We start from the raw sequence: 25,370 nt of genomic DNA on the forward strand, positions 1-25,370 counted from the left end.
GATCCGTCAAGCGGGTGCTCTGCATTACGGTTGCTTCTTGGTGACTCCCGCGAGACCTTTGAAAGAGCTGTGATGGATGATCACCTGCTCGGCTGGTTGACGACCCTCGATGAAGACCGGCTCGCGCGCCTGCTGGCCAACCGCCCGGACGCGATCGCCGCGCCCTGGCCCCGCCGCCTGGACACCCTCGCCCGGCGTCTGAACGACACCTTCGCGGTGATGGAGGTCATGCGCGGCCTTCCCCTGCCTCCCCTGGAAATTCTGCAGGCATGCCTGGTCATCGGCGAGCGCGCGGGCGCCGAGGAGCTGGCCCGCTTCCTCGGCGTCACCACCGCCGAGGTGCTCCCCTGGCTGGACGACCTGTTCGACCACGCCCTCGCATGGCCGGGCCCCGACGGCCGTCTGCACCTCGCCGGGGCCGTCGCCCGCTGGTGGACGGCCCCCTGCGGGCTCGGCGACCCCCTGCTGTCCTACCTGGACTCCTGGACGCTCAACACCGACGGGCTGCGCCGCATGAGCCGCGGCCTCGGCCTGGCCACGCAGGGCGGCAAGCGCCAGCTGATCGCCCGCATCACCGGCGTGCTGTCCGACGCCGACCGGTTGTCGGCCCTGCTGCGCGAGGCCCCGGACGGCACCGTCAGCCTGCTGGACGAGTTCGCCTGGGACGGGCCGGTGCGCGGGGTGGACGGCAACCGCTTCGTCGCCCCCGGCTCCCCCGAGCAGTGGGCCGCCGACCACGGCCTGCTCTACCGCACCCAGTGGGACATCGCAGAGATGCCCCGCGAGGTCGCCCTGGCGCTGCGCGGCCCCGACTACCACGCGCCCTTCACCCCCGAGCCGCCGCAGCTCGGCACGGTCCCGGTGGACCCCGAGGCCGTCGACCACCAGATGTGCCTGGCCGCCCCGCACGCCGTCGACCGGGCCGCCGCGCTGCTGGAGAACACCGACAAGACCCCGCTGCCGCTGCTCAAGGGCGGCGGCGTCGGGGTCCGCGAGGTGCGCCGGGTCGTGAAGGAGACCGGCTGCACCGAGGAGGAGTCCCGGTTGCTGCTGGAGGCCTGCGCCGTCGCCCGGCTGCTCGCCCTGGACGAGCCGGCGGGCGGCCTGGTGCCGACCAAGCGGTTCGACGCCTGGCGGCTGGAGGACGCCCCCACGCGGCTGCGCGCCCTCCTCGCGGCGTGGTGGCGCATGGAGCGCTCATCCCTGCGGCGCACCGCCGGGAAATACCCGACGGTGCTCTGCGACGACCCCTCCGGCGAGACGGTGGCGCGCATCCGCTGGGCCGTGCTGGCCACGCTGGCCACCCTCCCGCCCGACGCGGCCTTCGCGAGCATGCCCGAACTGGTGCAGGCCGTGCACTGGCGGGCGCCGCTGCTCGACCGCGACCTGCTGGCCGAGTGCTGCCCGGCCGTCCTGGCGGAGGCCCGCCTGCTCGGCCTGGTCGCCTCCGACACCCTCACCGCCCTCGGACGGGCCCTGGCCGCGATCGGCTCGGCCTCGGCCGGAGACGAGCAGGACGAGACCGTCCCCGCGGTCGAGCGGGCCCCCGGGCTCGTCGAGTCCTCGGTCCACGCCCTGGCGGGCGCGCAGCGCACCGCCCTGTTCGGCGCCGACCTGACCGCCGTCGTCACCGGCCCGCCCGCCGCCGAGCTGTCGGGCCTGCTCGACCGCGCCGCCGACCGCGAGTCGCAGGGCGCCGCGTCGGTGTGGCGGTTCAGCCCGGCGAGCGTGCGGCGGGCCCTGGACGCCGGGTACACCGCCGACTCCCTTCTTGAGGAGCTCAGCGCGGCGGGCACCCTCCCCCAGCCGCTCACCTACCTCGTCAGGGACGTCGCCCGCCGGTACGGCGAGGTCACCGTCACCACCGTCGGCTGCATCATCCAGGGCTCCGACCCGGCGCTGCTCGCCGAGATCGCCGGCCACCGCCGCCTCGCCCGGCTCGGCCTGCGGCTGCTGGCCCCGACCGTCCTGGCCGGCGCCGCCCCGGCCGCGCGCACGCTCGCCGCCCTGCGCGACGCCGGGTACGCGCCGGTGCCCGTGGACGACAGCGGCGAGATCGCGGTCAGGCGCGAGCCGCAGGGCGGGCGGCTCATCCTGCTGCCCGGCGGCCGGGTGGCCGAGCTGGAGGAGCCGCACGTGCATCTGACCGAGCCGCCGCCCGACCCGCGCGAGCACGCCCGGCGGCTGGCGGGCGCTCTCGCGGAGGAACGGCACACCGGCCAGACGTGGGCCGTCATCGGCCGCCTGGCGACCCGGCTGCCGACCGCCCAGCAGTCCCTGCTCGGCTTCGTCGTCGACCGGGGCGTGCGCGCGCTCATCACCCTGTCCGACGGCCTCACCGCGACGATCAGCCACGGCGAGCTGCGGCGCGGGGTGCTGGACGCCTGGTGCGAGGAGGCCGGCGACTACCTGGAGTTCCCGCTGGCCGAGATCTCCTCGGTCACCAGCGGCTGACGGCGGGTCGCAGGGCCGCCTCAGCCGAAGGCGGCGCCTGGCCTGGTACTTTTCCTTGTCATGCATGAGGTCGCGATCCACGGGCAGAGTCCGCCCGGACGGCGGCGCGCCGCGCCGTGCACCGACGGCCCTACGTGAGGGGCGAGGACATGTCCTCAGTGCAGCACGAAGGCTCACCCGCCCGGACATCGCGGCACCTCGACGGCTCGGCGCCCCGCCAGGCGAGCGAGCATCCTGAGACGGAGGGCTCCCCAGGCCTCGGCGCGGGCGTGACCCGCGTCCTGGCTGGCCTCACCTCGCAGATCCACCTGCGTCATCAGTGGATCACCGTCGAGGCGATCGGCCACGTGGTCACCCAGCGCTGCGCCACCTGCCGGCGCATCCGCGTCCGCGTCCAGGGCGGCTGAGGCGCCGCTCCGCCGCTAAGGCGGGACGCGCCCGCGTGGCGGCCGTGCGACGGCCGTGCGGACCGCCGGCGCCGCTGGGGTGTGCCGGTCCGCCGCGGCCTCAGGGCGTCAGGGTGAGGGTGTCGGCGGCGTCCGCGCGGACGGCGCGTTCGGTCTGGCGCATGGGAGTGGTGGCGCCGTCGGCCCACAGCTCCGCCTGGTCGTCGTAGTTGCGGTGGAAGGCGTGCCCGGAGGCGCCGGTGAGGTTCGACCAGCGCGAGCGGTCCAGGTCGGCCAGGTCGACGACCATCCGCATGGACGGCACCCAGTCCACCTGGTAACCCGTGGTGGCGTTCCAGCCCGTGGCGTCGACGGCGTCCTTGCCGCCGCCGAGCCGCAGCGGCCCCCGGTTGAACAGCCACTCGACGGGACCGATGCCGGAGGTGCCGAACGTCTCGTTGGTCAGCTCCAGGGTGTGCAGGTCGCCCCACCGCCAGTCGCGGGGTGAGTCGCCCAGCTTGGCGCGAAGCTCCCCGGCGGCGTCGCCCATGGCGGCCACGAGCATGTCGTCCCGCGTCTCGGTCCTGTCCTTGGTCCGCACGTCGTCCCACCACGGGTCGCCGGGACGGTCGAGCAGGGGGCGCACGACCTCGTACCAGCGGTCGCCGCCGCCGGGCCGGCCGCCCTCCGGCAGGTCGTCGTCGAAGGTGCGCTGGAGCAGGTGGCGCCAGACGGCGTTGAAGTAGGCGGCGGGCGCGGAGTCGCGGCCTTGGGAGAAGTCCCATCCCGCGAGCAGTTCCCGCGCCTCGGGCACCTTCGCGCCGGCCCGCAGCAGGTGCGGCACCAGGACGGGCGCCAGGCCGTTGGCCGAGTCCATCTGGATGTCCGCCATGGCGGCCGAGGTGATCTTTCCCTTGGCCGTCGCCTGCCTGATGCGTTCGATGATGCGCTGCGAACGGTAGCCGTAGGACCAGTCGGAGGTGAGGAAGCGGCTGTAGGAGGGGCCGGTCGCGGCGTTGTTGGCGGTGGCGATGAAGCCCTCGGGCGGGTTGTAGGCCATGGGAAGCTCCTCGAAGGGGATGAACCCCTTCCACTCCTCCTTGCCGGTCCAGCCCCGCGCGGGCCACCGGCCGTCGCCCGCCTCCCGGACGGGGATGCGCCCGGGCGCCTGGTAGCCGATGTTGCCGTCGACGTCGGCGTAGATCATGTTCTGGGCGGGGGCCTCGAAGAAGGACGCGGCCGTGCGGAAGTGCGCGAAGTCGGTCGCGGTGTCCAGCAGCAGCAGGGCGTCGGCCGTGCGTCCCGGGTCCAGGGCGGTCCATCTCAGGGCGATCTCCAGGTCGTGCCCGGCGGAGGCGAGTCTGCCGTCCTTCCCCGGCCGGCCGGCGGCGGGCGCCCCCTCCTCGGCCCTGGCGGCGGCCCCCTTCAGGGCGTTCGTGGCGCCGCCGAGCACCCCGGAGATGATCGGGCCGTGCCGGGTGGACCGGACGGTCAGCCGCTCGGCGGGGCGCCCGGCGACCTTGATCTCCTCGGTGCGGGTCTCCATGGGCCGCCAGGAGTCCCCCGCCTGGTAGGTGTCGCCCTTGGTGCGCTCCAGGTACAGATCGGTGACGTCGGGGCCGAGGTTGGTGAACCCCCAGGCGACCCGGTCGTTGTGGCCGATGACGACCCCGGGCATGCCCGAGAAGGTGTACCCGACGACGTCGTAGGGGCACGCGGCCGACTTCACCCGGCAGTGCAGGCCGGCCTGGTACCAGATGGAGGGGATGCGCGGCCCGAGGTGCGGGTCGTTGGCCAGCAGCGGCTTGCCGGTGCCGGTGTGCGCGCCGCCCACGACCCAGGAGTTGGAGCCGATGCCGGCGCGGTCGGCGCCGCCGGTCCCGAGCGGGGAGGGCACGGCCCGCAGCGTGCGCGCCACGTCGGCCAGCACCCGCGCCGGGGCCGCCACGGGCTTCGCCGACCGCCCCGCCGCCCTGGAGCCGGCCTTCCCGCCGGGCGTGCCCGCCGAGGTGGCGGTGAAGCGGCCGTCGTGGACGGCGCCCGTGGTGACGATGGGCTGGTGCCGGTCGAAGGGGTAGCCGGGGAAGAGCTGGTCCACCCGCTCGACGGGGAGGACCGAGGCGTCCAGGGCCCGCTCCAGCTCGTCGTCCATGTTGGAGCGCAGATCCCAGGCCATCGCCTTCAGCCAGGCCAGCGAGTCCGCGGGGCTCCACGGCTCGGGGGCGTAGGAGCCGTTGGTGAGCTTGAGCACGGCGTATTCCAGGCTCCTGGCGGCGAAGCCGTCGTTCGCCCGCATCCAGGCGTTCACCCCGTCCGCGTAGTCGGCGAGCGCCTGGCGGGTGCGCGGGTCGAGCAGCGGCAGTTCCCGCTCGGCCGTACGCCGCCAGCCGAGGGTGCGCACCACCTTGTCCACCTCCAGCGTGGAGGGGCCGAACAGCTCCGACAGCCGGCCGGCGGTGGTCTTGCGCCGGAAGTCCATCTCCCAGAACCGGTCCTGCGCGTGGACGTATCCCTGGGCCATGAACAGGTCGCGCGGGGTGCTCGCGTAGATCTGCGGGATGCCGTGGGCGTCGCGGACGACCGTGAGGCGCGCGCTCAGGCCAGGAAGCCGCAGCTCGCCGTCGACCTGGGGGAAGGATCGCCGCACCGTCCACAGGCCCGCGCCGGCCAGGAGGAGGGCGAGCACGAGGACGGCGGTGAGGAAGCGTGCCCCCCATCGGAGCGGACGGGACAGACGAGCGAAGGGGGCGAACCTCAAAATTACGGACCTTTCACCATGGAAACGCACCTCACAGTAGGGGACCGCGTCCGTGCGGTCGATCACCGGCCGGCCGCTGATCGATCACTGTTCGGGACGTCCATCCCCTACCGGTGCGTCCGGGGCCGGGGTCAGGGAGCCGGTTTCCTGCCGACGCCGCCGACCAGCCACGCCTTGTCCGGGTTGTGGACGTTCAGCGGGTTGTCCGGACGCCAGGCGCGGATGTACACCAGACCCGGCTCGACCATCTCGAACCCGTCGAAGAAGCCCATGACCTCGGCGCGCCTGCGTGAGGCGTCCTCGACGCGGCCGAAGACCCGCCGGTAGACGTCCACGATCGGCGGCGCGGCCTCGGGCCGGGAGTCGAACACCGCGTGCACGATCATCAGATGGCTGCCCGCCGCGAGCAGGTCCCGCAGCTCGGCCACCCGCTTGTACGGGTCGTCCTCGTCGGGGATGAACTGCAGCGAGCTGAGCACCACGATGCCCACCGGCCGCGAGACGTCGATCACCCGTCGCAGCCCGGCGTCGGCCATGAGCTCGGCGGGGTGCATGATGTCGCCCTCCACCACCCCGGTCTTCGCGTCGGTGGCCAGCAGCGCACGGGAGTGCGAGAGCACCACGGGGTCGTTGGAGACGTACACGACCCGGGCCTCGGGGGCCAGCGAACGGGCGATCTGATGGGTGTTGTTCTCGGACGGGATGCCGGCGCCGATGTTGAGGAACTGCGTGACGCCCTGCTCCACCATGTACCGCACCGTGCGGGCGTGGAAGGCCTGGCTCTCGCGCGCCATGACGCGGATCTCCGGCGCGACCGCCAGGATCTGCTCCGCGGCCTCCCGGTCGGCGGCGAAGTTGTCCTTACCGCCGAGGAAGTAGTTGGCGATGCGGGCCTGGTTGGGCACCGTGGTGTCCAGGATCGCCCGCAAGCGCGGGGCCTCGTCCGTCACGGTGCCACCTCCCCTCGCCGACGGCCCGGCACGGGCGTCCCGACGGGCCGCACACGGTGACTCATCCGGCAAACCCGGCGGTCACTCCCAAGCCATCACAGAAGACCACGATATACATGGTACGGGCTGACACTTGGGCAGGTTGGCCAGGAAAGACCGAACAAACCGGGTTAAATCCGGGTTACGGTCGCTGTCCAGGCACGGAGCGGACCTCGCCGGCAGATGGGCCCCGAGGTCTCAGGTGACGGACACCGAGGTGAAGCGGGTCTCGAAGCCCTGTCCCTCGGGCGCGGCGCACATGACGCCCGCCAGCGCGGGGACGCCCGGCGGGAAGTACGCCAGGCGCAGCAGGATGGTGGGCTCGCCGCCGTCGATGCCGTACCGCACGATCACGGTGTCGCCCTCGCGGACCAGCTCGACGGTGACCGCCTCGACCGGGCCGGCCAGCGGAGTGACCGACCAGTCGGAGAACCCTCTGGTCACCACGGCGCTGAGGTTGACGCGCCCGTCCACGTACTCGACGCCCGCCTTGATCCAGTTGTCCTGGTCCACGCGCAGCGCGGCGCCCGCCTGGTCGTACTGCTCGGCGTAGTCGGCGTCGAAGGTGGTGACGACGCGCGCGTCCCCGGTGACGGTCGTGCCGAAGACGTGGGCGGTGTCATAGCTGTATCCGTAGTGGGTGACCCGCCACAGGTCGGTGCGGGCGTCCGCGGTCACCCGCAGCTCGCCGTCCACCGGACCCGCCGACCACTTCGCGGGCTCGTTGATCCACTGCCAGTCGCTGAAATCCCGGTTCATCCGCCCTCCTGCGGCCACCTTACCGATCACCGTTCAGAGAGCGCTCTCTGGGGCGCGTCCGCTCTTCGGGTCACCGTTCACGCCCGGGCCGAATAAGCTTCAGATGTGGCTGACCCGAAGTTCGAGATCCAGATGCTCCATGATCGCGTCATGGTCAAGGTCGAGCCGGAGTCCGAGGAGCGTCGAAGCTCGGCGGGCATCGTCATCCCGGCCACCGTCAAGATGGCCAACCGCCTCATCTGGGGCGAGGTGTGCGGCGTCGGCGCGAGCGCCCGCCTGGTGAAGGTGGGCGACAAGGTGCTGTTCAACGCCGAGGACCAATACGAGGTCGAGGTCCACGGCCAGGTCTACCTGGTCATGCGCGAGCGCGACCTGCACGCCATCGCCACCCCGCAGTCCGAGCAGGGCACCGGCCTGTATTTGTAGCCCGGCTTGTGTCTCTAGCCCGGCCTGTGTCTGTAGCCCGGCCTGTGTCTGTAGCCCGGCCCCGCCGCGCTCGGCGAGGGCCGGCCCTGAGGTGCCTCAGCCGAGGGGGTTGAGGCAGTTGATCCGCCCGCGCGGCGCCCCGAGTTCGTCCAGCACCAGCCGCTGCACCACGGGGTCGAGGATGACGCCGAGATGGGCGCTGAAGTCCAGCGGGCAGACCTCCTGCAACAGCACGTTGCGCACCCCCGGGCCGCTGAGGTAGCCCGAACCGTAGGGCGTGACCACCTCGTCGTAGCGCGTGGCGATCACGGCGTACTCCACACCGGGAACGGTCTCGCCGCCGGAGTTCAGGGCCGCCAGGAACGCCGAGCCGGCCATCTGCTGACCGCACGCGGGGCAGGCGTCGGTGATCGGCCCGGTCAGGCCGAGCAGGTTGCCCAGCGTCACCAGGCCGCTGAGTGTGGTGCCGTGGTTGGACGGCGCGATGCCGACCAGCTTGCGCACCTTGGCCGCTCCCCCGAGGAACTTCAGGTAGTGGCGCGGCATCATGCCGCCCTGGGAGTGCCCCACGATGTCGACCCGCTGCACCCCGGTGGCCGCGAGCACACGGTCGACGAAGGCCGAAAGCTGCTGCGCGGAGCGGGCGATGTCGCCGGTGCCCTGGATGAGCGCGCCCGGCGTGCCGCCGTAGTCCAGCGCGAAGACGCAGTACCCGGCCCGCCTGAGCACCGGCGAGATCGCCGGCCAGTTGACGGCCATGTTCGCGAAGGTGCCGTGGACCAGGACCACCGGGCGCGGATGGGCCGAGGTCGGCCGGCAGGCCCAGTCGTTCGCCCCCTGCGGCGAGGTCTCGGCCCGCGCGGTGCCGGTGAGGGCCGAGGTGATCAGCACCGCGCCGGCCAGCACCGAGAGGACGGCTCGAAAACGCATGACTTTCCCGCCTTCCCACCCATTGAGCGGGCGTTTTGGGTGAATGGCAGAAAAGTAAATCGAAAAGGGTCCGGACGACTTGTCCGTGATGATGAAACGCACCCGTCAGGCTGTCACGTGAATGACAAAACCGCGTATCGGGCAGGCCGGCAAGAACTCACCACATGCCCCGGACGCGTTTTTCCGGCCGCGTTCTCCCCGGGTCTCAGCGCATGGCTTGCGATGTGGACGGCGCGGCCAGGGCCCGGGCGCGCAACGCTATTTCCAGCTCGAAACGGTCGTCGGGAGAGGTGAGCTGGTCGCTGAAGAGTTCGGTGGCCTGCCGCAGGCGGTAGCGCACGGTCTGCGGGTGCACGTGCAGGCGGGCCGCCACCTCGTTGGCGTTGTGGCCGCACTGCAGCCACGCCAGCAGCGTCTCGGCGACGCGGTCGCGCTGGGCCGGGCGCAGCGCGCGGAGCGGGGCCAGCCGCGTGCGGCGCATGACCCTGACCAGCGCCTCGTCCTTCAGGATGATCAGCGTGGCCAGGTGGTCGGCGCAGCGGACCACCCGGCCCGACGGCAGCACGCCGCGGCGCACCAGGTCCAGCGCCTCGCGGGCCAGCCGCAGCGACTGCGCCGCCTCCCGCACCGGCACCGGCGGGCCGATGACGACCGTCCAGTCCCGCAGGCCGCCGTCGAGCATGGCGGTGCGCCCCGGCCCATCGGGGTCCGGCACGAGGAGGAACGGGTCGGATCGGTCGAGATCGAAAAGCACGTCGGGCGGCAGCGCGGGCCTCACCGGCAGCCCCCCGATCGCCCCCGCCACGGCCCCTTCGCCGTCGCGTCCCACGGAAGCCACCACGCCGTCGCGTCCCGCAGACGCCGGCACGCCATCGCGACCCACAGGTGTCGCGACGCCATTGTGAGCCGTGGACGCCGCGCCGCCGTCGCGTCCTGCAGGAGCCGCCGGTCGATGTCCGTGGCCCGTCGCCCTGGAGGCCAGGGCGACCCCGGTGACGGTCCTGGGCACCGGCCAGCCCACCGCCCTGGCCAGATCGTCGACGGCGCGCGGGTCGGCCGGAGGGTCGGAGACCAGCAGGTCGAGCAGGCGCCGCCGGCGCAGCTCCAGTTCTCCCGCGACCCTGATCTGCGCCTGCGCGTACCCCTCGGCGGCCGCCGCCGCGATCTCGTCCAGGTAGACCAGGATCGCCTCGCCGGCCGCGCACAGGCCCTCGCGCGAAAGGCTCGGCGTGTCCGACGACAGCGCCAGGCGGCGCCATGCCACGCGGGCGCAGATGCGCAGGGCCGCCTGGAGGGAGTCCAGCGGCCGGCCCTCGTTCGCCTCGCCCTTGCCGATCGCGCGGAAGACCTCGGCCACCCGGCCCGGGCCGGAGCCGTCGCCGGGGCCGGAGCCCCTGGCGAGGAACAGCCGCAGGGCCTCCTCCACCGCGCGCCGCACGGCCGTGACGTAGGTCTGGTCGCCGGGCCGGGAGTACTCGGGCACGCTGGCCTGGATCTCACCCAGCATCTCCTCGGCCAGTTCGGGGAGATGGTCGCGGATGACGTCGGCGAACGCGCCGGGCATCCGCGGCGGCGCCGGGGCGGCGAAGGCGCTCACCCGCGTCTCTGGGCGGTGCTCACCTGTTCTCCTGGACGAGCCGGCCTTCTCCCGCGAGCCGGGCGTCCCGGGATAGCGGACCCCTTCGACAGGGCGGCCTTCCCGACGCAGGGCTCCTGGAGGAAGCACACCTTCCGGGCACAGCAGGTCCTCGCGACGGAGCAAGGCTCCTGGTCGACGCGCGGCTCCTCGACGGAGCGGGGACCGGGTCCCGTCTCTGGACAGCGCTCACCTTCACCCCTCGGGTCCGGGCAAGATCTCCAGATGCGGACGTTACTCCAATTTCACCGCGTTCCTATGCTTCTGTACGCATTTCTCATAGGTCGAGTTCTCACCCCGGTGACAATCCGGCACAGAGCAACGCCCCCGGCGCGATGGAGCAGGGGTCAGGTGATGAACTGGCGGGCCTGTTGGATCAGGTCGATGCCGAGGCTGAGTTTGAGCATGGCCCAGACGATGACGGCGGCGATCGCGAGCGTCACGGCGCCGACCAGGATGCGGACCGGCCAGTTCTGCCGTTTGAGCCAGTCGGTCCAGCCGGCCAGGGTGCGCTTGCCGAACTGCAGCAACCGGTGGGCCCACTCGAACTCGGTGGCGAGCACGGCGAGGCCGGCGAAGACGATCAGCCACCCCGGGCCCGGCAGCGGCACCAGCAGCAGGCCGCCGATCACCAGCGCGGCCCCCACCACACCGACGACGATCTTCAACGTGAGGCGGCCGGTGCGGGTGGAGCGCACGCCGTCCAGCCGGCCCTTGAAACCTTCACGGCGGGCGTTCTTCGTGGCGTCGCCGCGCCTGTCGTCGGTCACGGCCACTTCTACCCCCCTGTCCGACCCCGTATCCGTGTCCAGAATAGGGGCGATGCTCCGTCACCTGCCTCATCCGCAGGTCGAACTCGTGGTCCGCCTCCAGGCGGAGACGACCCTGAACCCACCCCGGCGGCCTCGCCGGTTTTCGGTCGGCCGGTCGCCTCCGACATGGACCGGCCGATGTCCCCCTACCCCGAGACGGGCCTCGCCACCACCGATGTTGGGTCTTCTCAACGAGGGGCGGCCGGGTTATCAAGAGCGCTGGACACGGTGTGATTCCACGCGCCGTCCCGACCACCCGCGCCGGGGCCGCCGGCGCCGCGTTCATGATCCGCCGGCTCTGGAGTGAACGGAGGACGACATGCGTCGACCACGGAAGGTTTTCGCCCGATTACTGTGCATCACCGCCATGCTCACCGCCACGCTCACGGGCGGGCTCACCGCGGCGGCCACCGGCGCGCAGGCCGCGGTCCCCGACAAGTGGGGTTTCGCCTTCGTGGACACCACCTCGGGAACCCCCGATCTGACCCACCAGGCGGGAAGCTGGTCCGCGGGATCGACCGTCACGGTCAGTCCCGGTGTGATCGGCGAGGTGTTCGTGCGGTTCCCCGGCATCGGCGTCTCCCCCTCCCGCGTCGATCCCGGCGTCGCCCACGTCACCGCGATGGGCCAGACCGCCGTGTGGTGCCAGATCGAGAAGTACGGGGCGGTGGGCACCGACGAGATCGTGGCGGTCCGGTGCTACACCTACGGCGGCAGGCCGGTGTTCACGCCGTTCGCCATCACCTACGCCTCCAGCACCGGACCCCTGCCATCGCCGGCGGCAGTGGGCTATCTGTACTGGGACGGCTCGGGCCTCGCCGCCTCCTACAACTCCACGGGCAGCGCCAACACCGTCGTGCCGTCGCTGTCGCCGGGCGCGTGGACGGTCATGTTGAACGGGCTCGGCCCCGCGCGCGCCTCGGGGAACATCCAGGTGACCGCGGTCGACCCCAGCGTGCCGGCCCACTGCAAGGTGAGCACGTGGTCGCCGTCGTCGAGCGGGCAGAAGATCGCGGTGCGCTGCTTCGACGCGGTGGACGCCCCGCTCAACACCGGCTGGACGCTGACCTACCACAACGAACGCGCCGTCACCGGCGGGGCGATCCCGCCCAGGAACTTCGCCTACACCTTCGACAACGACCCGGCCAACCCCGGTCCGTACACGCCGGTGCCGGCCGGTGTCACCTTCAACTCGGTGGGGTCCTTCAACGAGATCCAGACCGCCGGGCTCGGGCTGCGCCTGGTGACCTTCCACAAGGTCGGCGTGCTCCCCGACGACGTCCAGGTCACCGCGTACGGGCGAGGGCCCGCCTTCTGCAACCTCCTCGCGCGCTGGGCGACCTACGGCAACGAGGTCACGGTGCGCGACGTCGCCTGCTACGAGGGCGGCAGGCCGGTGGAGAGCGCCTCGATGGTCACCTACGTCTCGGCGTACTGACCTCGGCGTACCGACCTCCGCGTACCGATCTCCACGGACGGCGAAGCGGGCCCGGCGCCTGGAGGGCGCTGGGCCCGCGTCCGTCACCACGCCGGCCGGCCGGGTCCCGGCCGGTCGGCGGCGCGGGCGGCCCGTCGAGCCGGTGTCACGGATGGGCCGTCGAGCCGGTGTCATCGATGGGCCCGGCGGCGGGTGTCCGCCGGGCCGGTGGCCGAGGTCAGCCGGCGGTGCAGGTGACCGGTGACGGGACGGCGTTGGTGCCCGTCGAGGAGGCGCCGAAGCCGAAGGTGGTGGAGGCGCCCGCCGCCAGGTTGCCGTTGTAGGAAACGTTCTTCACGGTGACGTTGGCGCCGCTCTGGGTGAGGGTGCCGTTCCAGAGCTGGGTGATGGTCTGGCCGTTGGCGAAGGCCCACTTCACCGTCCAGCCGGTGATGGCGGCGGTGCCGGTGTTCTTGACGGTGACCTCGCCCTGGAAGCCGCCCGGCCAGGAGTTGGTGACCGCGTAGGTCGCCGTGCAGCCACTGTTGCCGCCGCCGGAGGTGGTGGTGAAGGTGACCGGGCTGGAGGCGGTGGAACTGTTGCCCGCCGCGTCACGCGCCACCACGTAGAAGGTGTAGGACGTGCTCGCGCTCAGGCCCGACAGCGTGAAGGTGTTGCTCGTCGCCGTCCCCACCTTCACATCCGTCGTCCCCGCCTCCCGGTACACGTCATACCCGCTCACCCCGACGTTGTCGGTCGAGGCCGTCCACGACAGCGTCGCCCCCGAAGAGGTCACCGCCGACGCCGTCGGCGTCCCCGGCCTCGACGGAGCCGTCGTGTCGGTGCCGCCGCCGGAGGTGGTGGTGAAGGTGACCGGGCTGGAGGCGGTGGAACTGTTGCCCGCCGCGTCACGCGCCACCACGTAGAAGGTGTAGGACGTGCTCGCGCTCAGGCCCGACAGCGTGAAGGTGTTGCTCGTCGCCGTCCCCACCTTCACATCCGTCGTCCCCGCCTCCCGGTACACGTCATACCCGCTCACCCCGACGTTGTCGGTCGAGGCCGTCCACGACAGCGTCGCCCCCGAAGAGGTGATCGACGACGCCGTCGGCGTCCCCGGCTTCGACGGAGCGGTGGTGTCAGGGGTGCTGCTGCCGTCGCGGTCGCCGTAGATGATGCCGCGGCCGTTGGTGCCGATGTAGACGCGGCCGTAGACGCGGGGGTCGCCGGTCAGGGCCTCGCCGATGTTGCCGTACTGGTGCTGGTCGTCGTTGACGCGGATCCAGGTGCCGGCGGTGTCGTCGGACCGGTAGACGCCGTAGACGCCGTCGACCCGTCCGGCGAGGTAGAGCGCCTGGTAGGTCTTCCCGGGCGCCGCCTTGCCGAAGCCGATGTTGGTCGCCTCGGTCACGCCGCTCACCTTGGTGAAGGAGGCGCCGGAGTCGGTGGAGTGCCACAGGCCCCCGGTGCCGCCGGCCAGCCAGATGTCGCCCTCCGTGCCGGGCAGCGCCTTGAACTTGACGCCCGTGGAAGGCAGGCCGCCGGCCGCGGTCCTGGTGAAGGCGGCGCCGCCGTTGGTGCTCACGTAGAAGCCGCCGTTGGCGAAGGCGTAGAACTTGTTCTTGTTGACCCGGTCGGACTCGACCACCGCGTTGGCCGGCGCGCCGGAGGACTGGCTCCAGCTGTTGCCGTAGCCGACGGAGTAGACGACCGGCTGACCGGAGTCACCGGGCGCCCAGACGAACCGGCTGCCGTCGGCGGCCGCCGCGACCGTGCCGCCGTTGTTGACGCCGCCGGGTTCGGTGCCCTGGAACCAGTTGGCCCCGCCGTCGGTGGAGAAGGCCACGTGGCTGTCGTTGGGCCGGTCGGAGTCGGTGAAGTCGCCGGCCCTCACCATGATGCTCGGGTTGGTCTCGGCGTAGTCGAGGCTCCTGGTGCTGGTGAAGACGGGCTGGGTGAACATCATCGACGGGACCTTGGTCAGGTCGTTGTGCCGGAACCCGCCGATGTCGCCGAGGCCGCTGACCAGGGGCGCGCCGGACGGCGGGCTGATCAGGTCCAGCACCGCGGTCTCCTCCAGCCCGATGACCGTGGGCTTGATGGTGAACTGCCCGCCGGTGTCCCACTTGGTGAGGTCGGTGGTGCCGTAGATGGTGGCGCCCGTGCCGTACATCATGCGGTCGGAGTTGAACGGGTCGATCTCCAGCGACTCGGTCATCCATCCCAGCTTGGGGGTGACCTCGGGCGGGGCCGGGTTGGTGCCGAAGGTCAGCCACGGCGTGGCGGAGATGTCCATCTTGTAGCGGAACGAGCGGTCGGGATAGCTGGTGAAGTCCCACACGCGCGTCCAGGTGGCGCCGGAGTCGGTGCTGCGGAAGAAGATCACGTCCGGCCACCAGGAGACCTGCGTGGCGACCATCAGCGTGCCCGGGTGCTGGCGGTCGACCGACAGGCCGCTGTAGCCGAAGTAGTCGTCGGAGCTGCTGGACGGAATGGGGCTGATCTGGGTCCAGGTGCCCGTCGCGGTCGCGTACCGCCACACCTCGCCCTTGGCCCCGTCGTACGGCCCGCCGGTGTCGCTCGTGGCGATGTAGAGATAACCGTTGGTCGTGTCCAGCACACCCTTGTGCGCGATGTAGCCGGTCGGCTGGCCGGAGACCCGCTCCCAGCTCGTCCCGCCGTTGGTGGTGCGGTAGACGGTGTTGCTCTTGTCGGCGACCCCGACGTAGATGGTCTGGGTCGCGCTGCCCGAGGTGCCGGTGCGCTTGTCGAAGGTCACCCACACGACGCCCTGGTTGTCGCCGTTGTAGGCGTCACCGGGGCTGGCCACGTAGTTGCCGGCGTTGGGAAAGTTGGTGACCTTGGCCCAGGTGGCCCCGGAGTCGGTGCTGCGCCACAGGCCGTTCCCGCTCGGCGCCCCGAAGTACAGGACGCTGTTCTTGTTGGGGTCGATGGCCAGCCGCTCTCCCATCCCGCGGCCGGGCATGTTGCCGCCCAGCTTGAACGGCAGCGGCGAGGCCTGCCAGGTGGCGCCCTTGTCGCTGGAGCGCAGGATGGCGCCGTTGTTGGGGTCCCAGGAGTTGGTGTACATGCCGGCGGCGGCGTAGACCTTGTTGGGGTCCACGGCGTCGGTGGCGATGCTGACCACGCCGTTGTAGCCCCAGTTGTCGAACCCGACCCAGTCGAGCAGCGGGGTCCACGTCTGGGAGGGCGCGTTCCACCGGTAGGCGCCGCCGATGTCGGTGCGCGCGTAGATCAGGTCCTTCTGGCTCTGGTTGAAGACGATGCCGGGGACGAACCCGCCGCCCCCGATCTGGACGTTCTTGAAGGTGTAGGGCTCGGACGCGGCGGCCGCCGACGGCGGCGCCTGCACACCCGCGAGGAAGCTGGCGGCGAGCGCCATCGCGAGCATGCTGAGGAGCTTCTTGCGCATGAACGGTTCCCTTCGGATCGCCTCGAAACGCTTCGAGAACGCGGTCTACCGCCATGCACGATCAGGTGGGACCCTGACCGTCGACCTCCAGCGTGCATGGTACCGATGAGGCTCCTGACAGCCTCCGCCGAAGGTTCACACAACCCGTGCCAGGGCGTCAATAGTTTGGCGCTCAAACATTCTCCGGCGGGCGCGGGCGTGCGCCGGCCCGGCGGGACCCCTCGGCGGCGGGGCGGGAAAGCGGCCGGTGGCGACCCCGCCGGCGACGGGGACGGGCCCGTGCGCCGGGCGGAGGCAGGCCCACATGGCGACCGGGGACGACCGGGACGACGACCGGGGTGCGGCAAAGGCACGGCCACCGGCGGATCTCACAAGTGGCACGAAGCAGCAGGTGAAACCATAAAATTTCCGGGTAACGGGCGATGGTGCCTCATCACCTGACTCTCGCGGCGCAGGATCTGCGGCTGGACGTCAACCTCCTTGACTACCTCGTCCTCGCGCTGTACTTCGTCACCGTCCTCGGCATCGGCTTCGCCGCGCGCCGGGCCATCAAGACCAGCCTGGACTTCTTCCTGTCCGGCAGGTCCCTCCCCGCCTGGATCACCGGCCTGGCGTTCCTGTCGGCCAACCTCGGCGCCACCGAGATCCTGGGCATGGCCGCGAACGGCGTGCAGTACGGCGTCGCCACCGTGCACTACTACTGGGTCGGCGCCGTCCCGGCGATGGTGTTCCTCGGCATCGTCATGATGCCGTTCTACTACCGGTCGAAGGTGCACAGCGTCCCGGACTTCCTGCGCCGCCGCTTCAACGGCCAGACGCAGCTGCTCAACGCGATCACCTTCGCCGTGGCGCAGATCCTCATCGCGGGGATCAACCTGTACGCGCTCGCGCTGGTGATGGGCGCGCTGCTCGGCTGGCCGCTGATGCTGTCGATCGTGGTCTCGGCGGCCATCGTGCTCGCCTACGTCGTGCTGGGCGGACTGTCGTCGGCCATCTACAACGAGGTCATGCAGTTCTTCGTCATCCTCGCCGGCCTCATCCCGGTCACCGTCCTCGGCCTGATCAAGGTGGGCGGCTTCTCCGGGCTGGCGGACAAGGTGCGGCGGTCGGCGCTGGGCGAACCCGGCCTGCACGCCTGGGCGAACACCGGGTCGGCCGACGCCAACCCGCTCGGGGCGCACTGGATCGGCATCGTCCTCGGCCTCGGTTTCGTGCTGTCGTTCGGCTACTGGACGACGAACTTCGCCGAGGTGCAGCGCGGGCTGTCGGCGCGCAACACGCGGGCGGCGCGGCTCACCCCGATCGTCGCGGCCTACCCCAAGCTGATGATCCCGGCCGTGACCGTCATCCCCGGCCTGGTGGCGCTGGTGCTGTTCAGCGATCTCGGCAAGCCCGGCGGCCCGCAGTACAACTACGCGATCCCGCTCCTGATGGGCAACCTACTGCCGAACGGCGTGCTCGGCATCGCGGTCACCGGCCTGCTGGCCTCCTTCATGGCCGGCATGGCGGCCAACATCAGCGGCTTCAACACCGTCTTCACCTACGACATCTGGCGCTCGCACGTGAAGAAGGACAAGCCCGATGAGTACTACCTCAAGCTCGGGCGCCTGGCCACCGTGGGCGGCGTCGTGCTGGGCATCGGCACCGCGCTGATCGCCGCGGGGTTCAGCAACATCATGAACTACCTGCAGACGCTGTTCTCCTTCTTCAACGCGCCGCTGTTCGCGACCTTCATCATCGGGCTGTTCTGGAAGCGGATGACCGCGTGGGCCGGTTTCTGGGGCCTGCTGACCGGCACGCTCGCCGCCTTCGCGTCCTACATCCTGTTCAAGGCGGGCGTGCTGGACTTCGGCACCGAGCTGAACGCCACCTTCTGGGGCGCCGGCACCGCGTTCGTGGTGGACGCGGTGGTCTCGATCGTGGTCACGCTGCTCACCACCCCCAAGCCCGAGAGCGAGCTGCGCGGCCTGGTGTACGGGCTCAGCGACGCCTCGATCGCCGACGACGCGCTGGCCGGTGACACGGCCTGGTACCGCTCGCCGGTGGTGCTGGGCATCGGCGCGGTGATCCTGGGCGCCGCCCTCTACATCCCGTTCATCTGACCCATGCCGTTGCCGAACCGATCCGCTGCTCTGCCACCGGACCGCCCGACCACCATCCCGGCGACGGCCGGGCAGACGACCGTTTCGTCCCCGATCGGAGACCTGCTGTGAACGACGAGAGCGACCGCAAGCGCGTCGCCCGGCTCTTCGACATCCGCCGCATCATCGGCGGCCTGTTCCTCATCTACGGCGCCATCCTCACCGTCGTCGGACTGCTGGACGGCGCGGAGGCGGTGCGCAAGGCCGAGGGAATCCGCATCAACCTCTGGACCGGCCTGGGCATGATCATCGTCGGCGCCGTCTTCCTGGTGTGGGAGCGGCTGCGCCCGGTCGACGCGCCCGGCCCTTCCGCCGCACAGGACATGGAGGACATCGACAACACCGAGAAGGAGGCTGAGAACGAGACCGGCGAGCGGAGCGCGCCGTAGTCCGGACGCGGCCCTCACCTGCCGGAACGCGGCAAAGTGAGGTTGTATGTGGCCGAATATCCCTATTTCGGGTGTCATGATGGGGACATGCTGGAGCCGGTTGGGCTGAACTCCGTGGAGGAACTGACGTATCGGCTGCTGGTCTCGGCCGCCGAGGCGGAGGTCGGGGAACTCGGGCGGCACACCCGGCTCGGACCCGAACAGGTGGGGGACGCGCTGCGGTCGATGGCCGCCAAGGGCCTGGTCCGGGAGGTCTCCCCCGGACGGTTCGCCGCCGTCGCGCCCGACATCGCGCTCGGCGCGTCGCTGCTGCGGCGCCAGCAGGCGCTCGACTGGGCGCGCCGCTCCCTGGAGGAGCTGTCGGAGGAGTACCGCGCCAACGTCCGCCGCAGGGACGCCACCCAGCTCATCGAGGTGCTGCCCAACCGGGCCGCGATGCGCGAGCACCTGCTGCACATGCAGGACAACGCCCGGGAGGAGATCCTGGGCTTCTGCCTGGCCGGCCCGGTCGCGATGACCGCCGCCCAGAACGACGCCGAGCCGTCCGCGCTCGCCCGCGGCGTGACCTACCGCGTCATCTACGAACGCGCGCTGCTGGAGGAGCCCGGCATGCAGGCCGACGTCGCCCAGGCGATCAAGCTGGGCGAGCGGTCCCGCGCCATCCCGCGGCTCCCCGTGCGGCTGACCGTCGCCGACCGCCGCATAGGCCTGCTCACGCTCGTCCAGCGGCCTGGTCTGTCCGAGCCCACCGCGGCGCTGATCCGCGGCGGCACCCTGCTCGACGCGCTGCTCGCCCTGTTCGAGAGCCAGTGGGACCGCGCGACGCCGTTGAGCGTCATGGACGGCGGCACCCTGTCGCTGGAGGCCGAGACGGCGCCCTGCCCTCTCGACCCCGACGACCTCTACCTGCTGTCGCTGCTGGTGGCGGGCGTGCCCGACAAGTCGATCGCCAGCCAGCTCGGCATCAGCCAGCGCACCGTCCAGCGGCGCGTCTCGGGCATCATGGAGGCGGCCGGCGTCCAGACCCGCATGCAACTGGCCTGGCACGCCGCCCGCGAACGCTGGCTGTGACGGCGACCGTCCCCAGTGAGGGAACGCCATGCGGAGTCAGGGCCCGTCCTTTGTAACTTTCACCGCCGGGCGCCATGTCATCGCAGGTCGAACCGGTTAAGCAGGCCACCTCCTTCCTAGCGGGGACGCCGCCTCCATACCATCGCCACGCGGACGAGGCGGAGGTGGAGCATGGCGACCAGACGCGCACTCCTGGCGATCATGGCGGCGATGATCGGGGTCCTGGCGTACACGGCGCTCGCGCTCGTGCCGCCGGCCCGCGCCGCCACCGTGCGGATAATGCCGCTGGGCGACTCCATCACCGGCTCCCCCGGCTGCTGGCGCGCCCTGCTGTACAACAAGCTGGTGCAGGGCGGCTACAGCGTGGACATGGTGGGCACCCTGCCGCCCCAGGGATGCGGCGTGAGCTACGACGGCGACAACGAGGGCCACGGCGGCGCGCTGGTCACCACCGTCGCCGACCAGAACCAGCTCCCCGGCTGGCTCTCGGCGACCCGGCCCGACGTCGTGCTGATGCACTTCGGCACCAACGACGTGTGGAGCAACCGCGCGACCAGTACGATCCTGGCCGCGTACGGCAAGCTGGTCGACCAGATGCGCGCGAGCAACCCGAACATGAAGATCCTCGTCGCGCAGATCATCCCGATGAACCCGGGCTCCTGCCCCGAGTGCGCCCAGCGCGTCGTCGCGCTCAACTCCGCCATCCCCGGGTGGGCGCAGTCCAAGAGCACCACCCAGTCGCCGATCGTGGTCGTCGACCAGTGGACCGGGTTCAGCACCTCCAGCGACACCGGGGACGGGGTGCACCCCAACGCCACCGGCGACCAGAAGATGGCGAACAAGTGGTACCCGCCCCTGGCCGCCCTGCTCAACGGCGCCACCCCGACGCCCCCCGTCACCCCGACCCCCACTCCGCCGACCACTCCGTCGCCGCCGGTCACGCCGACCCCCACCGCGCCGACCACCCCCTCGCCCCCTCCGCCCGGCGGCTGCGCGGCCACCTACCGCGTCACCAACTCCTGGCAGGGCGGTTTCGGCGCCGAGGTCACGGTCAGGAACAACGGCACCGCTTCGCTCAGCGGCTGGACGGTGAGGTGGACCTTCGCCAACGGCCAGACGGTCACCCAGCTGTGGAACGGAAGCGTGAGCCAGAGCGGCGCCGCCGTGACGGTCAGGAACGCGAGCTACAACGGAGACCTGGGCGCCGGCGCCTCGACCACCTTCGGGTTCAACGGCAGCTGGACGGGCGCCAACAGCGTCCCCTCGGCCCTCACCTGCACCTCCCCCTGACCGTCACACGACGGGTGGACGGCCCTCGAGCGCCCGGGCCGCCCACCCTCGCCCCTCCCCTCCCCCCTGTGGACGCCGTCACCGAGATCGCCGGCCCTGTCGATGACAGACGGGATCATCTACGCTGGCTCCCACCGCGAGGCGGGTAACGGTCAGGGGGAACTCCCCAATCGTGTCGAACCGTTGCGTTGGACGAAGGCCGTCCACGGTTCACGTGTTCGGTGCCCCCGGGAGGTCGTCGCTGGAGGAATCCATGGAGTTCCGGCTCCTCGGTCCCATAGAGGTCTGGAACGGCGGCCGTCAGGTGCCGCTCGGGGGGGCGAAGCCGCGAACCCTGCTCACCGCGCTGCTCATCGACGAGGGCCACGTGGTCGGGGCCGAACGGCTCATCGACGCCATCTGGGGCGCGGATCCCCCGGAGACCGCCCGGGCGGTGCTGCAGACCTACATCTCGTCGCTGCGCCGATCGTTCGAACGCGCGGACATGCCCCCCGTCATCGTGTCCCACCAGGCGGGTTACCTGGCCGACGTCCCCGCCGGCGCCGTCGACCGTTCCGCGTTCGAGACGCTCGCCGCCCAAGGACGCCGCGCGGCCGCCGAGGGGCGGCACGAGGAGGCGGCCGAGCGGTTCCGCGCCGCCCTCGCGCTGTGGCGCGGTCCCGCCCTCGGCGGGATGGGCGACTCCTTCCTGCTCGCCGAGGCCCGGCGCCTGGACGAGCTGCGGCTCACCGTGACCGAGGAGCGCATCGCCGCCGACCTCGAGATCGGCCTGCACGAGCAGGTGATCGGAGAGCTGACCGCCCTGGTGGCACGCCATCCCACCCACGAGCGCCTTCGCCATGACCTCATGGCGACCCTGAACCACCTCGGGCGGCGGGGAGACGCGCTCGCGGTCTACCGGCAGGGCGTGGAGGTCCTCGCGGAGGAGCTCGGCATCGATCCCGGCCCCGAGCTGCGGCGGTTGCACGAGGGCATCCTGCGAGGGGATCCGCGCCTGTCACCCGGGCACCGCTCCCGGACGCGCCCGCCGGAGACCTCCGCGCCCACGGGCTCGGGGGCGGCGAGCGGAACGCCCGGCAGGCCCGGCCACGACGGTGCCGGGCCCGGAAGGTCCGATGCCGCCGGGGCCACTCCCGAGCGGGCCGGTACCGGCAGCACCGGTATCGCCAGGTTCCCGACCGGAAGGAGCGGTATCGAGAGGGCCACTCCCGAAGCGGCCGGTACCGAAAGGGCCTCTCCTGAGAGGGCCGCTCCCGAGAGGGGCACTTCTGAGAGGGGCGCTCCCGAGAGGGGCAGGCCGTACCAGCTGCCTCCCGTCATCCCCGACTTCACCGGCCGGACCGAGGAGACGGTCCTGTTGCGGGCGGCTCTGACCCGGCCGTCCGCCATGCCGGTCTGCGTGATCCTCGGCGCCGGCGGCACCGGCAAGTCGACCCTCGCGTTACGGGTCGCCCACGACGTCGCCGAGCGCTACCCGGACGGCCAGCTTTACGCCGAGCTGCGCGGCACCACCGAGCTGCCGGCGACGCCCGAGGAGGTCCTGGGCCGCCTCCTGCGCGAACTGGGCACGCCCGCGCCGGAGCTTCCGCCCACCCTGGAGGAGCGGGTCAACCGCTATCGCAGCCTGCTCTCCGGCCGTCGCATGCTGGTGGTGCTCGACGACGCGGCCACCGAACGCCAGGTCCGCCCGCTGCTGCCCGGCTCGGCGGGATGCGCCGTGCTGATCACCTCGCGCAACAAGCTTCCGAGTCTCGCCGGCGCCCTGCCGACCGAGCTCGGCACGCTGACCGTCGACGCGGCGCTCGCCCTGCTGTCCCACGTCGCCGGCGCCGAACGCGTCACCGCGGAGCCCGGGCCGTCGCGGATGATCGTACGGCAGTGCGGGTACCTGCCCCTCGCCATCCGCATCGCCGGAGCCAGGCTCGCCTCGCGCCGGCAGTGGTCGGTCAAACTCATGGCCGACCGCCTCGCCGATGAACGGCGCCGGCTCGACGAGCTCGCCGTGGGCGACCAGGAGGTCCGCGCCGGCATCGCCCTGAGCTACGAACTGCTGACCGGCTCGGTCCGCAGGGCGTTGCGGTACCTCGGCCTGCTCGGCCTTCCGCACTTTCCCGCCTGGGTCGCGGCGGCCGCCACCGGGTCGAGCCTCGACGAGGCCGAACGGGAACTGGAACAACTGGTGGACGCCTCGCTGGTCGAGGTCGAGGGCGTCGACGCGATCGGCCAGGTGCGCTACCGGCTGCACGATCTCATCCGGCTGTTCGCCCGCGAGCGCGCCGAGGCCGAGGACCCGCCACCGGAGCGCGTCGGCGCGGTGACCAGGGTGCTCGGCGGCTGGCTCTGGCTGCTGTCGAAGGTGCGCGCCGTCGAACCGTCGGGCACGATCGCGGTGCGCGAGTCCTACCGGCTCGCCGTGCCCATCGATCCGCAGGCCGCGCGGGCCGTCCTGGCGGCGCCCCACACGTGGTTCCGCATCGAGGAGGAGCCGCTGGTCGTCGGCGTCGAACTGGCGGCGGGGCTGGACCTCGACGAGGCCGCGGTCGAACTGGCCTCCGCGCTGTGCCATTCCGCCTTCGCCGTGGAGAACCAGTTCACGGCCTGGAGCCGCACGCACGACGCCGCCCTGGCCGTCGCGCGGCGCAGGGGGAACACCGCCGGGCAGGCGACGCTGCTCGCGGAGCTGGGCCAGCTGCGATACGAGCAGGACCGCTACGCCGAGGCGAAGGAGTACTTCGGCAAGGCGCTCGCGATGTTCCGCGCCGCCGGGGACCTGCGGGGAGAGTGCGCCATCCTCACGGGCATGGGCGTCGTCTGCCGCGAACAGGGGCACCTGCCCGAGGCGCTTCACTATCTCGACAGCGCTCAGCGGATGTGGCGCGACCAGGGCGACGAGGCCGCCCTCGCCCACGTGCAGCGACTGGCGGGGTCGGTCAGGCTGGAACAGGGCGACCTGGATCATGCCTGGAACGACCTGGACCACGCGTTCACGCTGTACAGACGCTCGGGCAGCCGGCGAGGTGAGGCGCTGACCCTGCGCACCATGGCCCTGCACCACCTGGCCAGGGAACAATACGCCGAAGCGGAGCGGCTGAGCGAACAGGCGGCGCACATCTTCGGCGACATGGGCGAGCGGTTGCTGGAGTGCTACGCGTTGCGCACGCGCGCCAAGGCGTGGCTCCGGCAGGGCAGGTGCGACGAGGCGCTGCCCGCGCTGGACGGCATTCTCGCCGACATGCGGACCCTGCGCGACCGGTGGGGCGAGGCGATCACCTTGCGCACGCTGGGAGAGCTCCACCTCGCCGTCGGGCGCCTCCCGGAGGCGGAGAGCTGCCTGAAGGAGTCGGTGCGGCAGTGGGACGAGCTGGGCCTTCCTCTGTTCCGCGCGCGGACCCTGCGTGACCTGGCCCTGCTGCACGAGGAGCTGGGACAGTACGCGGCGGCCGAGACCGTGCGGGCGGAGGCGGTCGAGATCTTCCAGGCGTACGGCTCCCGCGAACACGCGGAGCTCACTCCGCGGCGGAGAACCGGTTCCGCGCAGGAGGACGTCGTTCTGTAGAGCGGCCTACAACGGATTTACAGCGGTATTGGAGCGCGCGGTCGCACTCTTTCGGAGCCAGATCGAATCTGTCCCGAAATGAGGCATCCGATGAGTGCATCCCCCTCGCGTCCCGCCCGTGGCGCCCTCCGGCTCGCCGGTATCACCGCCATGGCGCTGACCTGCAGCCTGCTGATCGCGCCCGCCGCCATGGCCGGTCCCACCCCGGCGCCCAGCGCGAAGGCCAGTGACGTCGCCGCGCTCCGAGCCGTCGCCGCGTGCGACGCGAACGGCACCACCTCCACCGACTCCGCCCTCGCGACGCAGCTCAACGGCTCGCTGAAGGCCAAGATGAAGGGCTACATGTCGGCCTACCGCGTCTCCTGCGCGCGGATGGTGGTCAAGGCCGTGCGCGACCGCGGACTGAACCTCAGGGCCGCCGTCATCGCCATCACCACGACGATCGTCGAGTCGAGCATCGACAACATCAGCGAGGAACTCGACCACGACAGCCTCGGGCTGTTCCAGCAGCGGGCCTCCTGGGGTACCAGGGCCGAGCGGCTGAACCCGGACTGGGCCACCAACGCCTTCCTCAAGAAGATGCAGTCGAAGTACCCGGACGAGAAGTGGCTGACCGCGCCGATCGGCGAGGTCTGCCAGGCCGTTCAGGTGTCGGCGTACCCGGACCGCTACCAGCCGCAGGCCGGCGACGCGAAGATCATCGTCGATGCCATCGTGGCCTCCCAGGCGCCTCCGGACCCGGTCGACTACGGGGTGCTGGACTTCACCCTGTCCGACAGTTTCGATTCCAACACCAACACCCGGCCGGTCATCAGGTACGGCAACAGCCCGATGATCCCCATCATCGGTGACTGGGACGGCGACGGCGTCGACACCCCCAGCGCCTACGACCCCACCACCGCCACCTTCCACCTGTCCAACAACCC

At 71.5% G+C, this 25,370-nt stretch carries 17 protein-coding genes; 10 read left to right on the forward strand and 7 right to left on the reverse strand.

Annotation, left to right across the window (positions count from 1 at the left end; genetic code table 11):
• Positions 1-72: 72 nt before the first annotated feature.
• Both ACWEN6_RS15455 and ACWEN6_RS15460 read left to right on the forward strand, forming a co-directional pair.
• Positions 73-2,454: a helicase-associated domain-containing protein gene (locus ACWEN6_RS15455; RefSeq protein ID WP_452570778.1), complete on the forward strand. Its 2,382-nt coding sequence runs from the start codon at positions 73-75 to the stop codon at positions 2,452-2,454.
• A gap of 149 nt (positions 2,455-2,603) precedes the next feature.
• A complete protein-coding gene (locus ACWEN6_RS15460) occupies positions 2,604-2,861 on the forward strand; it encodes a hypothetical protein (RefSeq protein WP_452570779.1) in 258 nt (85 codons plus the stop codon).
• 100 nt (positions 2,862-2,961) lie between these two features.
• Here the strand turns inward: ACWEN6_RS15460 and ACWEN6_RS15465 are convergent, their stop codons facing one another.
• From ACWEN6_RS15465 to ACWEN6_RS15475, 3 genes are all read right to left on the reverse strand, one after another.
• Positions 2,962-5,526 carry a penicillin acylase family protein gene (locus tag ACWEN6_RS15465; RefSeq protein ID WP_452570780.1) on the reverse strand — a complete coding sequence of 855 codons (2,565 nt, stop codon included), beginning with the start codon at positions 5,524-5,526 and terminating at the stop codon, positions 2,962-2,964.
• Between the two features lie 203 nt (positions 5,527-5,729).
• The gene (locus ACWEN6_RS15470) at positions 5,730-6,548 is read right to left on the reverse strand and encodes an SAM-dependent methyltransferase (protein ID WP_452570781.1); all 819 of its coding nucleotides are present in this window, start codon (positions 6,546-6,548) and stop codon (positions 5,730-5,732) included.
• A gap of 237 nt (positions 6,549-6,785) precedes the next feature.
• Positions 6,786-7,346: a DUF1349 domain-containing protein gene (locus tag ACWEN6_RS15475; protein WP_452570782.1), complete on the reverse strand. Its 561-nt coding sequence runs from the start codon at positions 7,344-7,346 to the stop codon at positions 6,786-6,788.
• A gap of 105 nt (positions 7,347-7,451) precedes the next feature.
• Between ACWEN6_RS15475 and ACWEN6_RS15480 the strand changes: the two genes are divergently transcribed.
• On the forward strand, positions 7,452-7,772 hold the full coding sequence (locus ACWEN6_RS15480) for a GroES family chaperonin (RefSeq protein ID WP_380826023.1): 321 nt from the start codon (positions 7,452-7,454) through the stop codon (positions 7,770-7,772).
• Positions 7,773-7,868: 96 nt separating this feature from the next.
• On the opposite strand, the gene ACWEN6_RS15485 is transcribed toward ACWEN6_RS15480, so the two are convergent.
• From ACWEN6_RS15485 to ACWEN6_RS15495, 3 genes are all read right to left on the reverse strand, one after another.
• Positions 7,869-8,702: an esterase/lipase family protein gene (locus ACWEN6_RS15485; RefSeq protein ID WP_452570783.1), complete on the reverse strand. Its 834-nt coding sequence runs from the start codon at positions 8,700-8,702 to the stop codon at positions 7,869-7,871.
• Positions 8,703-8,907: 205 nt separating this feature from the next.
• The gene (locus ACWEN6_RS15490) at positions 8,908-10,299 is read right to left on the reverse strand and encodes a PucR family transcriptional regulator (RefSeq protein ID WP_452570784.1); all 1,392 of its coding nucleotides are present in this window, start codon (positions 10,297-10,299) and stop codon (positions 8,908-8,910) included.
• Positions 10,300-10,685: 386 nt separating this feature from the next.
• Positions 10,686-11,108, reverse strand: coding sequence for a TIGR02611 family protein (locus tag ACWEN6_RS15495; RefSeq protein ID WP_452570785.1), 423 nt, complete (start codon positions 11,106-11,108; stop codon positions 10,686-10,688).
• A 361-nt stretch (positions 11,109-11,469) separates the two neighbouring features.
• Here ACWEN6_RS15495 and ACWEN6_RS15500 point away from each other — a divergent pair, with 361 nt between their 5' ends.
• On the forward strand, positions 11,470-12,588 hold the full coding sequence (locus tag ACWEN6_RS15500) for a hypothetical protein (protein ID WP_452570786.1): 1,119 nt from the start codon (positions 11,470-11,472) through the stop codon (positions 12,586-12,588).
• A 217-nt stretch (positions 12,589-12,805) separates the two neighbouring features.
• On the opposite strand, the gene ACWEN6_RS15505 is transcribed toward ACWEN6_RS15500, so the two are convergent.
• The gene (locus ACWEN6_RS15505) at positions 12,806-15,997 is read right to left on the reverse strand and encodes a cellulose binding domain-containing protein (RefSeq protein WP_452570787.1); all 3,192 of its coding nucleotides are present in this window, start codon (positions 15,995-15,997) and stop codon (positions 12,806-12,808) included.
• A 422-nt stretch (positions 15,998-16,419) separates the two neighbouring features.
• Here ACWEN6_RS15505 and ACWEN6_RS15510 point away from each other — a divergent pair, with 422 nt between their 5' ends.
• The 6 genes from ACWEN6_RS15510 to ACWEN6_RS15535 form a co-directional block, all read left to right on the forward strand.
• Positions 16,420-18,099, forward strand: coding sequence for a sodium:solute symporter family protein (locus tag ACWEN6_RS15510; protein WP_452570788.1), 1,680 nt, complete (start codon positions 16,420-16,422; stop codon positions 18,097-18,099).
• A 107-nt stretch (positions 18,100-18,206) separates the two neighbouring features.
• A complete protein-coding gene (locus ACWEN6_RS15515) occupies positions 18,207-18,527 on the forward strand; it encodes a hypothetical protein (protein ID WP_452570789.1) in 321 nt (106 codons plus the stop codon).
• An 87-nt stretch (positions 18,528-18,614) separates the two neighbouring features.
• Positions 18,615-19,598 (forward strand): LuxR C-terminal-related transcriptional regulator, encoded by a 984-nt coding sequence (locus ACWEN6_RS15520; protein ID WP_452570790.1) that lies wholly within the window; start codon positions 18,615-18,617, stop codon positions 19,596-19,598.
• Positions 19,599-19,769: 171 nt separating this feature from the next.
• Positions 19,770-20,888, forward strand: a complete 1,119-nt coding sequence (locus ACWEN6_RS15525) for a cellulose binding domain-containing protein (protein WP_452570791.1) — start codon at positions 19,770-19,772, stop codon at positions 20,886-20,888.
• Between the two features lie 253 nt (positions 20,889-21,141).
• Positions 21,142-24,444, forward strand: a complete 3,303-nt coding sequence (locus tag ACWEN6_RS15530; RefSeq protein ID WP_452570792.1) for an AfsR/SARP family transcriptional regulator — start codon at positions 21,142-21,144, stop codon at positions 24,442-24,444.
• A gap of 90 nt (positions 24,445-24,534) precedes the next feature.
• Positions 24,535-25,370 (forward strand): hypothetical protein (locus tag ACWEN6_RS15535; RefSeq protein WP_452570793.1); only part of this gene is annotated, 836 nt, incomplete at its 3' end.

It is taken from the genome of Sphaerisporangium sp. NPDC004334, assembly GCF_053602655.1.

Coding starts and splice junctions, on each gene's coding strand:
- ACWEN6_RS15530 (WP_452570792.1), top strand. CDS start 21,142: ATGGAGTTCCGGCTCCTCGGTCCCATAGAGGTCTGGAACGGCGGCCGT.
- ACWEN6_RS15500 (WP_452570786.1), top strand. CDS start 11,470: ATGCGTCGACCACGGAAGGTTTTCGCCCGATTACTGTGCATCACCGCC.
- ACWEN6_RS15525 (WP_452570791.1), top strand. CDS start 19,770: ATGGCGACCAGACGCGCACTCCTGGCGATCATGGCGGCGATGATCGGG.
- ACWEN6_RS15510 (WP_452570788.1), top strand. CDS start 16,420: ATGGTGCCTCATCACCTGACTCTCGCGGCGCAGGATCTGCGGCTGGAC.
- ACWEN6_RS15485 (WP_452570783.1), bottom strand. CDS start 8,702: ATGCGTTTTCGAGCCGTCCTCTCGGTGCTGGCCGGCGCGGTGCTGATC.
- ACWEN6_RS15455 (WP_452570778.1), top strand. CDS start 73: ATGGATGATCACCTGCTCGGCTGGTTGACGACCCTCGATGAAGACCGG.
- ACWEN6_RS15475 (WP_452570782.1), bottom strand. CDS start 7,346: ATGAACCGGGATTTCAGCGACTGGCAGTGGATCAACGAGCCCGCGAAG.
- ACWEN6_RS15460 (WP_452570779.1), top strand. CDS start 2,604: ATGTCCTCAGTGCAGCACGAAGGCTCACCCGCCCGGACATCGCGGCAC.
- ACWEN6_RS15520 (WP_452570790.1), top strand. CDS start 18,615: ATGCTGGAGCCGGTTGGGCTGAACTCCGTGGAGGAACTGACGTATCGG.
- ACWEN6_RS15505 (WP_452570787.1), bottom strand. CDS start 15,997: ATGCGCAAGAAGCTCCTCAGCATGCTCGCGATGGCGCTCGCCGCCAGC.